This is a genomic window from Pseudomonas sp. PIC25 (genome assembly GCF_002286785.1).
Lineage (GTDB): Bacteria > Pseudomonadota > Gammaproteobacteria > Pseudomonadales > Pseudomonadaceae > Pseudomonas_M.
On sequence record NZ_MUJY01000136.1, the window covers coordinates 1 to 14,867 of the forward strand.

Genomic DNA, 14,867 nt, shown 5'->3' on the forward strand with positions numbered 1-14,867 from the left:
AACCGTCGTGAGCTGGACTCCCGTCACGATGCGCTGGCCCACCCAGGCCACCCAATGGATGGACGACCTGGCGGCAGCCAAGAACCTGGCTGGCGGCGAGCTGGTCAGCACGACGGCGCGCTTGGCCTGTCTCGACGGATTGGCGACCACCAATCCCGGTCCGGTCGGCGCCGCCGCCCAGGACGCGATCACCAGTGGGCGCACCGCGCTGACCAAGCAACTGGGCGGGGTCCCGTCATGCCTCGCCGTGACGCCGTTCCAGAGTGGCATCGGACAAGGCCGTGGCCACCAACGCTTTCTGTCGGCGCCCAATCTCCTGGCCCACCTGGGCGACAAGCTGGTGGATGGCCGCGACCCCGCACGACCCGGCGGCGAGCTGTACGCCCTGGCGCTGATATTTCTTTCTACGCGCCTGGATCAACTGGCGGAGATCCTGGCCCGTTTCAACGCACTGCTACCGGTGCCAGACCTGGTGCGCGCCGAGCGGCGCGCCCGGCATCTTTCGCGACTGGAGGCGGAAAAGTGGGTGATCCCCGACGCTAGGCCGCTGCCGCGCTGGCAGCGCCTGCCGCTGGAACGCTGCACGCTGACCAAAGCGGCGAAGCGCTCCATGGCGGGCCAGCTGGCGGTGCTGGAGGGCTACGCCGCCGACAGCTCGCCGATGGCCGACCTAGCGGCCTTGGCCAGCCGCAAGAGCGCCCAGCAGCTGGGACGAGACCAGCAACTGGCCGACTTGCAGGCTCTGCTTGCGGAGGGCTCTACCGATACCAGCATACGCGCCCGGTTGGTCGGTCCCGGCGATCCGCTTCAATTGCGCTCGGCCCTGCTGGAGGGCGACGCGCCAGGACATGAGTGGGTGTTGAGCGCCGGAGTCGTACTGGTCGGCTCTTTCGACGGTTTGGCTTTTGTGCGGGAGCTGGTGGGCCTATGACACTGCTGTTGGATGGACAGAAGGTGCGCGGAAAGGGGCTCAAGGTAACTGCGAACCTGCGCATCGAAAGCGAGGATATGTCGGGCCAGACCAGCAACACCGCTGCGGCGCACAAGGGCTTCAAGCCCAAGTCCCTGACGGTCTCGCTACTCATTCCCTTCCGCGACAGCGCGCACCTGGCGCAGTTGATGAGCTGGGCCGAGGCAACGGCCGCCGGTGGCCAGCGCCGCACCTACCGCATCGTCAACGACACTGCCGAGGCCTTCGGCGTGCGGCAGGTGGAGTTCAGCGACAACCTGAGTGCCCGGGAAGACGACAGCTTGGCCGCCTGGCGGGTCCAGTTCACCCTGTCCGAAAAGCTGTCCACCGCCGAGCGCGTGGAAACCCGTCGGCCGAGTAACCCGGTCAAGCAGCAATCCGCCCCGGGGCAGGCCGTCAGTGCGTCAACCAGCGACGATGGGGCAGGCGATCAGCCCACCGAGCTGACCGGTTTCGAGGCCGTGCTGAAACGCCTGGACGATGCCCTCGCATGAAGCTGCACAAGGTTCTGACCATTGCCGGCCAGGTGTACCCGCTGGTGAGAGAGGAAGTCCGCCTGGATCTGCGCAGCCCGGGACGGGCCAGCTTCACCATCCAGGCCGGCGCGCCGGTGCGTGGGCTGGTGACGTTCGACATCAGCTACAACCAGCGCGCCCTGCAGCGCCACTTCATTGGTCACGTGGAGCGCTGCACGGCGGCCAACAGCCAGCAGCAGGTGCTGTTCTGCCGGGAGCTGACCAGCGTGCTGGCCCTGCCGCTGCCAATGAACCTGCGCCATGTGGACGTGCGGCAGGTGCTCGCCGAAATCAGCGCCCGGACAGGCCTGCGCTTTCGTGTGCCGGATCGTGCCTACGCCCGGATCAAGGCCCCGTATTTCTACAGCCTGGCCACCGGTTTCCAGGCTATGGACAGCCTGGCCCAGGTCTATGACATCGCCGATTTCACCTGGCAGCAGCAGGGCGACGGCGAGGTATTCGTGGGCAGTTGGGCCGACAGCTACTGGGGCGAGCGTCCCCCGCTGCAACTGCCGGTGGAACTGTTCGAAAGCTACCAAGGCAACCAGAGCGCCACCGTTGCGGCCCTCCCCGGGCTGCGCCCTGGCGCAACGATCAACCAAGGCGAGCGCGTCACGTCCGTGACCCTCGCCGGCACCCAGATGGCCATCCGATGGAAGACGCAATCCGCCGCACTGTAGAACGCCAGTTTCCCGAACTGACCGGCGGCTACCACCTGCCCCGATTCGGGCGCGTGGTCGCCGTGCCCGATGCCCCGGAATCACAGGGCCTTTGCGACGATTACCGCCCGCGCTTCGGCGTCGATGTAGAGGTGCTGTTGCCCGATGGCGAACCGGACCCGGCTCTGCCAATTCTGTACAGCCTGCCGGTTCCGGTGCCCATGGGTGGCCAGGAAGCCGGCTTCTACGGCTTTCCCGAAGAAGGCACCACCGTGGTGGTGTGCTTCGCCTACGGCCTGCCCCACAAGCCCTATATCCAGCAGGTTCTCCCGCACGGGCTCAGCCTGCCCCGGGTTCCGAAAGGGGATCAGGTGTGGCAGCACAGCGAGGCCTGCCAGCAGCGCGTGGACGCGGACGGCAACTGGCTGCGGCAGACGGATGGACGGATTCGCGATCAGGCCGTGGAGCGCGACGTGGAGGCCCTGGACAACGCCGAGCGCTACCAGAACAGCACGGTGGACGTGGACGATCACAGCACCGAGTCCGTGGGCGGGATCAAAAGGATCGAGGCGCTGGGCGCGCTCAAGCTGCTATCCGGTGGCTCCGCCAGCCTTGCGGCCGTGGACGACCTGCATCAGGCGACGGGGCGAGACTTGAACCTGGTGGTGGGGCAGAAGCACAACGCCACTGTGGGCGGCGACATGGTGGAGCGGATCCAGGGGCTGCGCCAGAGCGTGTCGGCCATGAGCCAACGCCTGCAGGCGCCGAAGACCTGGTTAGGATCCGGCTCGGTGAACGTGCTCCAGGTGCTCTGCGATTTGATCGACCTGGTGGAGCAAATGAACACCCAACTGGCCAGCCATACCCATAGTCCAGGACCGACACCGAGCCCTGGGGACGTCTCCGGCTTTACAGCCAAGGCGACACAAGCCGCTGGGCTTTCTGGTCGTCTCAAGCCGATAACGGCGTAAAAAGCCGGACAATTGTCCTTTGCGTCCCGTATCACATTACTGTTTGAGAGGTGAGTCTCAGCAACAAACAGTTACAAAGTGCCTGTAAACCGCATGGGCCGTGTGCCAGCGGGCGGTGCGCAAAAACCTGCCAACGAAAAAATATTTAGGGTCCGCAGCCTTGACCGTTTATTGCGGAGGACAGCGGATGTTCCAGCCTGCCGATACCCCTCAGTTCACCCTGGCCATTCCTGACGTTCGCCACGACCTGCAAGTGCTGGCGTTTACCGGCAAAGAAGCCATCAGCACCCCGTATGACTTCCAGATCGAGTGCGTCAGCGAGCATGCTGACCTGGATTTGCAGAGTTTTCTCAACCAGCCGGCCTTCCTGCGTTTCGGGCACAACGGCGAGGGTATTCACGGCCTGATCTATCAGATCGCCCAGGGCGAATCCGGCAAGCGCCTGACCCGCTATCACCTGACCCTGGTCCCGCGGCTCTTTTATTTGGCCCATCGGATCAACCACCGCATTTTCCAGAATCTGTCGGTGCCGCAGATTGTTTCCACGATCCTGAAAGAACACGGCATCCTCACGGACGCACACCGCTTCCAGCTCGGCCCCACCGTCTACCCCGAGCGCGACTACTGCGTGCAGTACGGCGAGACCGACCTCGCCTTCATCGCCCGGATTTGCTCCGAAATTGGCCTGCACTACCACTTCCGTCATAGCGAGGCCGGCCACGAGCTGGTGTTCGGCGACGACCAGACCGTGTTCCCCAAGCTCGCCCCGGTGGCCTACCAGCAGGACACCGGCTTGGTGGCCGATGAACCGGTGATCAAGCGCTTCGGCCTGCGCCTGGCGACCCGCACCAACCACATCGCCCAGCGCGACTACAACTTCGAAAAGCCCTCGGTGCTGATGGAAGCGGGCTACGTTAGCGATTTCTCGCCCGTCCTGGAGCGCTACGATTACCCCGGCCACTTCTCCGACCGGGATCGTGGCCGGCACCTGGCCAAGCGCATCCTGGAACGCGAGCGGGCCGACTACGAACTGGCCGAAGGTCAGAGCGACCAGCCCTTCCTGCGCAGCGGCCACTTCCTGCCACTGTCCGACCATCCGCGTGCGAATTGGAACGACCTCTGGCTGCTGACCGCTATTCGCCATGAAGGCAAGCAGCCGCAGGTGCTGGAAGAGTCGGTCACCAGCGGCGCCCCCGGTGATGAAGACTTCACCCAGGGCTACCGTAACCACTTCACCGCCATCCCCTGGGACGTGTTCTACCGTCCGCCGCTGCACGCCAAACCGACGATCCTGGCCACGCAGACCGCCGTCGTCACCGGCCCGCCCGGCGAAGAGATTCACTGTGATCGATTTGGCCGGATCAAAATCCAGTTCCATTGGGACCGCCGCGACCTCGGTAGCGACCAGAGCAGTTGCTGGGTTCGCGTGGCGTCGAGCTGGGCCGGCGACCGTTACGGCGCCATCGCCATTCCGCGAGTGGGGATGGAAGTCATCGTCAGCTTTCTTGAAGGCGATCCGGATTGTCCGGTGGTGACCGGCTGCCTCTATAACGCCAAGCACGTGGTGCCCTACGACCTGCCGGCGAACAAGACCCGTTCGGTGTTCAAGACGCTCAGTTCGCCCGGTGGCGGCGGCCACAACGAACTGCGCATCGAGGACCGCAAAGGCCAGGAGCAAATCTACCTCCACGCCGAACGCGACCTGGAACAGAACATCCAGCACGACCAGACCATCCACGTTGGCCACGAACGCCACGACACCGTGGAGGCCAACAGCTACAGCGACTTCATGGCCGAGGAACACCGCACCGTCCACGGCGACCGCAAGACCGAACTCAAGGCCGACGACCACCTCACCATCGCCGGCAGCGCGCATACCCGTGCCGGGCAGGTGCTGACCGTGCATGCCGGCCAGGAGGTCCACATCCAGGCCGGCGCCAAGGTCGTCATCGATGCCGGTGCCAGCCTGACGCTACAGGCCGGTGGGCAGCACATCGTCATCGGCCCTGGCGGCATCGTCAGCAGCGTCCCGATCACCCAGGGTGGCGCGCCCGTCAGCGGCACCCCGGCCGCGCCGAAGCTGCCGAAGGATGCCGAACCGGCGGACACCTCCATCCCCGGCAAGCCCACCGAAGCCCTGCGCAAGCAGGAAATGATCCTGCGCGATGCCATCGATCAAGGTGAAGGCGTGTGTGAAGTCTGCGAAGCCGTGAAGAAGGAAGAGCGGTTATGGATGTGATACGGGGACAAGGCTTTCTGTTCGTCGATGGGCTGCTGATCGACCCGGCGATGGCCTGGTGTTTCCAGTACCTGCCCGAGTGTGAGCCACCATTGCCGCTGCTGCGCGGCACCGCCTACGACGGCATGGCCGACTTCGGCCCGCTGTTGATCCCGGTGCGACCGGGGGACCAAGCCGACCGCGTTTGGCAGCAAGTGGACAGCCCGCTGCACCATGCCGTATGGCTGGAAAGCCGGCTGGACCCTTTTGCGATGCAGCCCATCCTGCGGCGTCGGCTTCAGGTACGCGATCCCAGCGGGCAACCCTACTGGCTGCGCTTCTACGATGCCCGCGCCTTGTCGCGTGCGCATCACGTGGGCCTGGAGTTTCCGCAGGGTTTCTGGCATGGCATCGATGCCGTCTGGCTGCCGCGTGACACCGGCCCCTTCCTCGCCTGGGCCAATCCGCATCCAGACGACGATGCGGCCCCACGCGACCTCGACATCGCCCCGCAAATCACTTTGGACTGGCCGTTGCTGCAAGCGTTGGCCAACACGGAAACGGAGATCCGCGCATGAACCAACTCACCAACCCCATGGACAGCTACCCCTATCCGGTCAAGGCGCTGAGCTGTCCGCTGCTGGTTGCCGTGTTGCCGTTGCGCTACGCCATCGGCCCGAATCGGGGCTTCGACGCCGCCACGCTCGGCCTGCCGCCGCTGGAGGGCGCCTTTCCGGCCCTCGGCGCCCGCTACAAGATCGATCCGTCCGCCACGCTCAACTACAGCCGACGTCTGCTGCGCGACGGCTGGCTCTACGTCTGGACGTCCCGGCATCGGCGTCTGATCGAGCACCAAGTCACGGACCACCTCATTACCCAAACTCAGCGCGCAGGATCGGTGGTGGACAAGCGCCAACTGCCCTACCTGATCCTGCGGGCGGGCGAGCCAGTTATGGTGGCTTGGTCGCCGGTGCAGTGGAGCGACGCGCAGTATCAGGCGGCCAAAACCCAGGAAGCGGTACGCCAGCGGGTGATGCGGGGCTTCACGCCCGGCGCCGGACCGTTCAGTGGTCCCACGGGCAACAGCGCGCCGCAGGAAACGCTGTCGGTGGGCGATTACATGAGCCCGGACAGCTACGCCTGGAGCTGCGAGCCCGATACCAGCAAGCGCCCCGACTGGATCAAGACCCACTTCGCCATGGGGCATTGCGAGCAGCAGGCCTGGGTGGCGGTGGACGATCCCTGGGGCGTTGCCTTGGACCTGGCCGCGCTGATGCGCACCTGCAAGCAGCGTTACGACAGCGTTCGTCGTCGGAGTGGCGAAGACTGGGCCATGGCCAACGTGCTGCGCAGCCTGGAGCGCGGCGACGAGCAACTGGGCCGCACGATGCGCGACATCACCGACTATCCGAAACTGGTGCGGACCTGGCAGGAACAGGACGCCACTGAACATCGCTACGCGGAAGACGTCCGCCGGCTCAGCGAACTGTGGGCGACCTGGTTCGAGACCCTGCGCAGCCGGGGCGTGGCCACCCTGGACACCGCCTGCGGCCACTTCGATATCACCCAGCGCGACAGCCGCGATGCACTGGAACAGCATTTCGCCGCTGCTTGCCTGGGGCCGGCCGAGACCAGTGCCGGCATCAAGGCCATCGCCCCCGCCCTGGCCCCGGCACAGGCGCCGGCCAAGCCCTGGCTGCTCTGGAGCTTGCTGGGCCTGACTCGCCGCCTAGGCCCCGGCGAACTCAAGCAACTGCTCGATGCCGTGGAGGGTACCAAGGGCAGCCTGCCGGACATCGCCGAGGCCAGCGAACAGATGGCCCGCGCCCTGGCCCTGAGTGCCGCGCTCAATGCCGGGGCCAGCCGTCTAGCCAGCTACACCCCGGCCCGTGCCCAGGAGCCGCTGTTCGCCGCGCTCGCCCCGGTGGCCGCCACCCGCGCCCGCAGCCTGCCGGAGACGGCGGACGACTTGCTGCGCTACTACACCCTCGCCGCCCTGGGGCGCAGCGGCCAGCGTCTGGACGTCCTCGCCGCCACCGAGCACGTGGTGGGCGACTGGCTCGGCAGCCTGGTAAGTACTAACCCCGCTGCGCCCCGAGGAGCCCGCAAGACGCCCATTGCCACCGCCGTCGAAAAAGCCCTGCCCATGCTGCGGCTGGTGCCGGCCAACGATCCGGGGCCGGCGATACCCAAGCCGGGCTATGGCGGCCCGACGCCTACACCGACACCCACCTCATCGGTGCCGAGCGTGCCCGCGCATGGGGGCGGCACCGCAACGCGGGTAACGGCCGACAGCGTTCTGGACCTGAGCAAGGATGCGCTGAAGCGGGCGCCGTTGAAGAGTTTGATTGCGGTGCTGGCAGCGGTGAATGTGGGGGTGGCGGTCAAGAATTTCGCCGGCGACCGGTCGGGGAAAAGTGCGCTGGACATAGTGGGAGGAGTGTTCGGAACGGGTACTGCTGTGGCAGCCGTGGTCCAGCGATTGGCGGAATTGGATTGGGAGGCCGCCGTTCGGGAGACTGGTGCGCTTTCGGCTGAAAGCCGCCGGGAATTGTTGCGGGCTCTGGGCCTAGGGATGGCCACCCAGTTTGCCCAATCCCTCACCTCCAGCGTCGACATCCTGATCTTTGGCTATGAAGCCATTGATGCCTACCGCGTGGGCGACTTCGACACAGCGGCGATCAATGCGGGCCTGACGGCGGCCTCCGCTGGCCAGTTGGCCCTGGCGGTCAAGGCGTACCGGGCATATCGTGCCGCTCGCCTGGCCGTGATGTTGGGCGAGTTGGCGGCCATTCGAGTTGGCACGTCCGTGGTCGGCGGCTGGGTCGGCGCCCTGACCTTGGGCCTGACCACCACTGTACTCGCCGGCCTGCTGGCCCGCAGCTACACCCAGAACACCCCGCTGGAGAAGTGGGTGGCGCAGACCCGCTTCGGGATCAAGCCGGCCGACTGGGCCAGCCGCTACAACGACGAGATGCGCGAACTGTACAAGACGGTGTTCCCCTTCACCTTCAACCTGGGGCGATTGGTCGAGTTGAACCCGTATAAAGGGCATATCGAAACGACTTGGCTTATCCTGCGCCTGCCTGGGCAGACTCGCCTGCAAGATTGGATGATCCACTTCAAGGGGGTGGAGGTCTGGGACAACCACGGCTGGTTCGGCCTGCGCGACATCGAGCGCCCGGTGGAGTGGACCGGCAACGCCTTCGAGGCGGACATTGGAACACGGCGTCCGCATGAGCCGGGCGTGGCGCGCTACCGCAAGCTCTATCGCGAGGAAAAGGACTTGGGACAAATCAAGAAGATCAAGGGAACGCTGACCTACTCGCCGCTGCCCGGCGTGTCGCTGCCCGCCATCGAAGTGGATGACGTGGCATGGCTTTGAAAGGCAAATTGTTGGCACTGATCGGTGAGAAGTTCGGTGCGCGATACCCCATAACGCCGCTCTTCGCGGATCGGGCCACCGGGCAGAAGCCCATGCAGCTCAACGAGGTGGACGAACAGACAGAGCACTACCTTGCCTTGAAGAGCGGGGAGGAAATGGCGAAAGGTTTGCCCACGGGGGTGACTGCAGGAATTGGTACGCCAACGTGTTTGTTGATGATGATTCCCCCTTTACAGCATGGCGAGATAGATTTCGCCTTGGGTTGCTTGGCGGTGGCCATCGCTTTTTTCGCGGTGCCATTCGCCTGGGAAATGCTTCATCCGCTGCCACTGCCCACGCTGTTCAATCGTCGCACCCGCGAGGTGTATTTCGAACTGGACGGCGAGCTGTACCACACCCCTTGGGATGGGATCGAGGCGGCCACCTATGAATACGAGATGGTGCACCAGAACACCGGCGCCATGCGCCATGCGCCCATCGAAGTGCTGATGCACCGTTACGGCAAGCCGGAGCAACAGATTCTGGTCAACTTGGTGATTCCTGTCGCCCGCAGCATTGCGATCAACCAGCACACCTGGGAATACCTGCGGGCCTACATGAACAACGGGCCGTGGTTCGACGAGAACGGCGCCAACAGCCCGTCCGATGCGTTCGTTCGAGAACAACTGGCGATTAGCAACGAAAAGCGCCGGCACGCCTACAAGTTCACTTGGAAAACGTGGCAGAAGTACCGGCGTCCTCGCTCGCTGGTCCGCATGGTTTTAGAACTTCTCTTCTACCCCATGGATGCCATTCAGGACTTCGTCTACGCCCTATCGAAACACCGTTCGCGCAACCAGTGGCCGGAAGAAGTGCTGGAACGCTTGCGCCCTGATGGCCCAACAACGCGCTTGATCGATCTGGAGCGAGAGCAAGGATTGCCTGCCGGCGTTAGCGCATGCAGTGAGTAATTCAGTCCGTTGCGGCTTCTGTTGGTTGGACATGAAATCCTCTCTCGTTCGGCGATCCATGGTGGGCATTCTCCCATTTCCCTAATCGGGACAGCGTTACATGCTGCTCGGAACCTCCATGCGACAGCTCAAAATACTATTATTTAGTAAAAACAATGAACCGGCTTCGGCCGGTTTTTGTTTGCCTGAAAAATCCAAGCCCCTGAAAAACCCAAGCATAAAATGCACTTCTCCCCCTCCCGCCGACGGGCCTTACGTGGCTTTTTTGTGCAAATAGGGATGGTGGTGAAAGAGGGTTTCGAGGCCAGCAGCGGCGCGGGCTTTTCCCATGTATGGGGTTTTCACGCTGTGAAAGGAAATGTCATAGGGTGAAGTTTTATATAGCTGGAAGCGTCCACATTGCGTCCACGCCTGTAATCAATATGTGCTGAAAATAAATGAATATGTTTCGGAAAATCAGGTGCTTAAGGCTATTTCCCTGTGGTCATGGCATATGATTCCGGACTCATAATCCTTTGGTCCAGGGTTCGAGTCCCTGCGGGCCCACCACCTTCAAAGCCGCGCATTGCGCGGCTTTGCACCTTCTACGGTTGTGACGGGTTCCAAGATCAACTTGGAACAGAAATAACCGAACCTACAGCCGAAAACCGATGCAGATACAGACTCATGCCTGGAAGCTTGTAGCCCTTGAGCTACAAATGACCTCCCGACGATGTTTCTGAAGTGTTGAAACAGGCGCATGAACCGGCTCAACCAACCCTGATCAGGAACACTTCTCAGTGAGCCGAATAGCCGGCATTATCGGCTCGCCATATGAGCCGAATAACTCCACTAATCGGCTCACAGACGAGCAACCCATGAATAACCCGCTTTGGATCTGGCGGCATCCCAACTGGCCGCATTTCAGCTGGCAAGCCGACACGCTTGCCCCCGCTGCTGCGCGCCTGCACCCAGGCTCAGGGGCGTTTGCTCGGCATGCTCGGCGCCGTGGGCAGTGACACCGAAGTGCAGAGCAGCCTGGATGCCATGCAGCAGAACATCATTACCTCTTCAGCCATCGAGGGTGAGCAACTGAATGTCGGTTCGGTGCGCTCATCACTGGCGCGGCGCCTGGGGCTGAACGAAGAAGGCAGCACCACGTCCCGCTCCGAAGGCTTGGCGGAACTGCTGCTCGATGCCACCCATGCGCATCAACAACCGCTGGACGAACAGCGACTCTTTACCTGGCACCGTTGGCTATTCCCCAGCGATGACCAACTGCTGGCGCGACCACTGCACATCGGTGCACTGCGCGGCGAAGAACCGATGCAGGTGGTTTCCGGTCGCATAGACCGCCCTACGGTACATTTTGAAGCTCCTCCTCGCGCAGGGCTGGAAGCGCAACTGACGGACTTTCTCGCCTGGTTCGAGAGCAGCCGTAGCGATGCCAGCCTCGACCCCTTTCTGCGCGCCGGCATCGCTCATTTCTGGTTCGTTACCCTGCACCCCTTCGATGACGGCAGCGGTCGCCTCACTCGTGCCATCACCGACTTGGCATTGGCCCAGGGCGAACAGCAAGCCATCCGCTTTTACGCGATGTCCGCGAGCATCCTTGATGACCGCGCCGGTTACTACCGCATCCTCGAAGCCAGTCAGAAAGGCACGCTGGATATCACCAACTGGCTGCAGTGGTTTCTCAAAACACTGCTTAATAGCCTGGAGCAAGCCCTCGCTCGCATCGACCGCGTACTGGTCAAGGCACGCTTCTGGCAGGCCCACCGCAGCCAAACCCTATCGACCGAGCAGATCAAAGTGCTGAACCGCCTGCTCGATGGCGGCGAAAAGGGTTTCGAGAACGGTATCAGCGCGGCGCAATACCAAGCCGTGGCCAAGGTATCCAAAGCCACCGCAACCCGTCATCTGAGCGACCTGCTGGAAAAGGGCTGCATCGAGCGACTGCCCGGTGGCGGGCGTAGCACCCGTTACCAGATAGCACGCTGAGCACCTGAGCCGACCAAGTCAGGCCCTGGTGCGCCATCGCGCCATAGGACAATGGTCGCGAACCCCGAGAAGGGTGCCTCTAAAAACGTAGGCGAGGCAGTCAGTACAAGGCAAAAGTAGGCGAGGAAGCGGAGTGTACTTTTGTACATGAGCATTCCGAGCCTGCTTTTAACGCAGTGATGACAACGCAGGTAGTTTTTAGGGGCTCCCTTGAGCCATTGAGAGCAATAAGCCATCATCCAGATGTGCCAGGCATCTGGATTTCGGCACACCTGCTCGCCTCTCCATCAAGCAGCTCGGCTCAAGGAAGAAAATGGATTACAGCCCGATACTCGCCCAGGTCTGGGGCATGCTGACCTGGTTCATCCCAGCAGCCCTGCTGATTGGCCTGCTCAAGTCACCCTGGGCCAAGGGGCAGACCGGTGAACTGCTGGTGCGCCTGTTCGCCCATTGGCAGTTGGACAAGCAAACCTACCGCCGCCTGCACAACGTGACCCTGAACACGCCGGACGGCACCACGCAGATCGACCACGTATTCCTCTCGCCCTACGGCATCTTCGTGCTGGAAACGAAGAACATGAGCGGCTGGATCTTCGGCAGCGAGAAACAGGCGCAGTGGACGCAGAAGCTCTACAAACGCAGCTTCAAGTTCCAGAACCCGCTGCGGCAGAACTACAAGCACCTCAAAGCGCTGGAAGCCACCCTTGGCGTCAGCCCCGCGCACCTGCACTCGGTCATCACCTTTGTCGGCGGCAGCACCTTCAAGACTGAAGTGCCGGCCAACGTGACCCAGGGCATCGGCTTTATCCGCTATATCAAGTCATTCCAGCAGCAGGTATTCAGCGCGGCTGAAGTCGACGCCATGCTGCACGCCCTGCAAACCGGTCGTCGCGCACCGACCCTCGCTACTCACCGCGAGCATGTGCAAAACCTTAAGCGCCGCAGTGATCCAACAGCCGAGCGGTGCCAAAAATGCGGCAGCGCCCAGGTTATTCGCACCAGTAAAATAGGGGCCAATGTCGGCCAACAATTCTGGGGCTGCTCCACCTTCCCCAAATGCAAAACCATGCAGAACCTTTGAAGGGCTGGCAGTGAAAGGAACAAGGACTCCCCATGCAGAAACTAAATCTGTCCCCTTTTCCTCTACGCCGTCTGGTGGCCCTCAACACCGAACCTGCCGCCGAAGAAGCCCGCAGCCATATTCGTTGGCTGCGCCCCCAGAACCCCAGCGCACAAACCGCCCCACAACAAAGCGAAGCCGAACTGGCGGACACAACGGATTTCGAATCCGCCCCCGAAGCCAGCACAGTAGCCGAGAAGCTCACCTGGCCCAAGCAGATGCGCGAGCAGGTCGCTGCCGTACGCCAGGCCCTTGTCCAAGGCCCGCTCCCAGCCGAAGCCAGCGCCGCGCAATTCAAAATCGCCGTACAGGCTGTTCTGGGTGCTCTGGAAGAGCTGAGCATGGTGCAGCAAGACGCAGATCAGTATCGTCTGGCCAGCTAATGCATAAGGAAGCCGGCAATGGCCAAGGATAACTACATAGAAGCGGTGGAGATCATCCGGCGACTGGAAGGTGGTATGACGCGGCCCTTCCTATGCCGTGCCAGCAATGGCAAACACTATGTGGCCAAAGGCTTAGAGCTGCCACCCGCCGAACGTATTGCGGAGCTGCTGTGCGCCCGCCTTGCGGCTGACTTCGGCTTGCCAATCCCCGGGCACGGCGTTATCTACATCGACCCCGCCCTGCTGCGCTACAACCCAGAAGCACGCAGCGACCTAGGGTCTGGGGACAGCTTCGCTCTGGCCTACGTCGCGGACGCTGCAGACCTGCTCTATTCGCAAGCACTGCGGGTTCCTGTCGACCTGCAAAAAGCCGTTTTCGCCTTTGATTACTGGGTTGGTAACGGTGATCGTCAGCTAGGGCCGCTGGGCGGCCGCCCCAATCTGCTGATGTGCAGCACAGACAATCAGCTGCAGCTGATTGATCATAACCAAGCGTTTCACTGGCCGCAGGATGCCCAAGAGTTTGCTAAGAGCCATGTGTTTGGCCCAAGCAATCGGGCATGGCGCCTGGACCTGGTCGATAAAGTTGAATACAGCCAGCGGATGCACGACACTGCCGAACGCTTTCGTGACCTATGCTCAGACATACCCGATGAATGGTGCGAATCTATGGGCAAACAGGGACTCGACATTCTGCTCGAAGAAATCGAAAGTAACCTGATGCGCTGCAATTCGGACGAGTTCTGGAGCGTCCTGCAATGAAATACTCCTGTCTTTACAGCATCGTGCGCTTCGCGCCTTTTGCCGAAACCGAAGAGTTCGCCAATGTCGGCATCGTTCTCTCGGCCCCGACTATCGGCCGCATGGAGTACAGGCTCGCCCGCAGAAACCTGAAACGAGTCAATCACTTCTTCGAGTGCAACAACCTGTTCGCCAAGGCCATGGAGATAGCCCAGAACGAACTGGATGCTGTACGAGCGATGACGGCAGAAGCACAAGAGAGCCAGATCGTTAACCACTTCCGCTTCCTGACCGAGCCCAAGGAGTCGCTGATTCGCTTCAGCCCCATGCGCTCGATCCTAGTGGAAAACTTTGACGCGACCCTTGATGAGCTGTTTGGCCGCTATATCGACCGCCAAGGCATGGCACGCGATCGTCGCGAAGAAGTCATGGTGCGTGAAATTCGCACCCTGTTCACGGAAGCCTCTATCCGTAGCTTCCGCGATGACACCCTGACCGGTGATCTGACCAAGCTGCACCTACCCCTGGTTCACCGCAATGAAGTTGTGGCCGCCATCAAGCCTTTAGCTTTTGACCAGGCCGAACCAAGCGGAATCCTTGACCACTGCGATCAGTGGCTGATGAAGTTCGTGCGTGCAGAGCGGGAAGGAGTTATTCAGTTGAAGAACGTGCTCATACCTGTTGCTGCCCCGGCAGAGAACGATTCGCCCCGCCACCGCAAAGCGGTGCAGATAGCCAAGGACAGCATCAAGGAACGCGGTCTGCAGTTGGTCGACTATCAGGCTACCCAGAAAATCGCTGCCTTCGCGCAGAGCTACGTTCAATAATCCCAAGCAGCTTTCCTGCTTAGCACAAGGCCCGGTAATCCGGGCCTTGTGCTTTTGTTCTTGCGTTACACCATCGAGCTATACCTCGATGATCAAATCCGAGCGAAAGCCAGTATCTTCGCCCGGTTACCCCCTTGGGTTGCAGCCC

At 62.2% G+C, this 14,867-nt stretch carries 12 protein-coding genes and 1 pseudogene; all 13 read left to right on the plus strand.

Annotated elements, in window-relative coordinates:
* The first annotated feature begins 7 nt into the window (after positions 1-7).
* Positions 8-931, plus strand: a complete 924-nt coding sequence (locus BZL41_RS16985) for a hypothetical protein (protein WP_095600461.1) — start codon at positions 8-10, stop codon at positions 929-931.
* Complete coding sequence (locus BZL41_RS16990) at positions 928-1,464, plus strand: DNA-binding protein (RefSeq protein WP_095600402.1); 537 nt, start codon at positions 928-930, stop codon at positions 1,462-1,464. Before BZL41_RS16985 ends, BZL41_RS16990 begins: the two co-directional genes overlap by 4 nt.
* Positions 1,461-2,165, plus strand: a complete 705-nt coding sequence (locus BZL41_RS16995) for a hypothetical protein (RefSeq protein ID WP_095600403.1) — start codon at positions 1,461-1,463, stop codon at positions 2,163-2,165. Before BZL41_RS16990 ends, BZL41_RS16995 begins: the two co-directional genes overlap by 4 nt.
* The gene (locus BZL41_RS17000; RefSeq protein WP_095600404.1) at positions 2,138-3,115 is read left to right on the plus strand and encodes a hypothetical protein; all 978 of its coding nucleotides are present in this window, start codon (positions 2,138-2,140) and stop codon (positions 3,113-3,115) included. The genes BZL41_RS16995 and BZL41_RS17000 overlap by 28 nt, the downstream gene beginning before the upstream one ends.
* A gap of 187 nt (positions 3,116-3,302) precedes the next feature.
* Positions 3,303-5,354, plus strand: a complete 2,052-nt coding sequence (locus BZL41_RS17005; RefSeq protein WP_095600405.1) for a type VI secretion system tip protein VgrG — start codon at positions 3,303-3,305, stop codon at positions 5,352-5,354.
* Complete coding sequence (locus BZL41_RS17010) at positions 5,345-5,911, plus strand: DUF4123 domain-containing protein (RefSeq protein WP_095600406.1); 567 nt, start codon at positions 5,345-5,347, stop codon at positions 5,909-5,911. The genes BZL41_RS17005 and BZL41_RS17010 overlap by 10 nt, the downstream gene beginning before the upstream one ends.
* A complete protein-coding gene (locus BZL41_RS17015; protein ID WP_095600407.1) occupies positions 5,908-8,718 on the plus strand; it encodes a toxin VasX in 2,811 nt (936 codons plus the stop codon). Before BZL41_RS17010 ends, BZL41_RS17015 begins: the two co-directional genes overlap by 4 nt.
* Positions 8,709-9,668, plus strand: coding sequence for a hypothetical protein (locus tag BZL41_RS17020; protein ID WP_256578181.1), 960 nt, complete (start codon positions 8,709-8,711; stop codon positions 9,666-9,668). Before BZL41_RS17015 ends, BZL41_RS17020 begins: the two co-directional genes overlap by 10 nt.
* An 857-nt stretch (positions 9,669-10,525) precedes the next feature.
* Positions 10,526-11,648: pseudogene (locus BZL41_RS17025) on the plus strand (Fic family protein).
* 313 nt (positions 11,649-11,961) lie between these two features.
* The gene (locus BZL41_RS17030; protein WP_095600408.1) at positions 11,962-12,729 is read left to right on the plus strand and encodes a nuclease-related domain-containing protein; all 768 of its coding nucleotides are present in this window, start codon (positions 11,962-11,964) and stop codon (positions 12,727-12,729) included.
* A gap of 32 nt (positions 12,730-12,761) precedes the next feature.
* Positions 12,762-13,151, plus strand: a complete 390-nt coding sequence (locus BZL41_RS17035) for a hypothetical protein (protein WP_174706181.1) — start codon at positions 12,762-12,764, stop codon at positions 13,149-13,151.
* Positions 13,152-13,169: 18 nt separating this feature from the next.
* The gene (locus BZL41_RS17040) at positions 13,170-13,913 is read left to right on the plus strand and encodes a HipA family kinase (protein WP_095600409.1); all 744 of its coding nucleotides are present in this window, start codon (positions 13,170-13,172) and stop codon (positions 13,911-13,913) included.
* Positions 13,910-14,719, plus strand: coding sequence for a DUF3037 domain-containing protein (locus tag BZL41_RS17045; RefSeq protein WP_095600410.1), 810 nt, complete (start codon positions 13,910-13,912; stop codon positions 14,717-14,719). The genes BZL41_RS17040 and BZL41_RS17045 overlap by 4 nt, the downstream gene beginning before the upstream one ends.
* Positions 14,720-14,867: the final 148 nt, after the last annotated feature.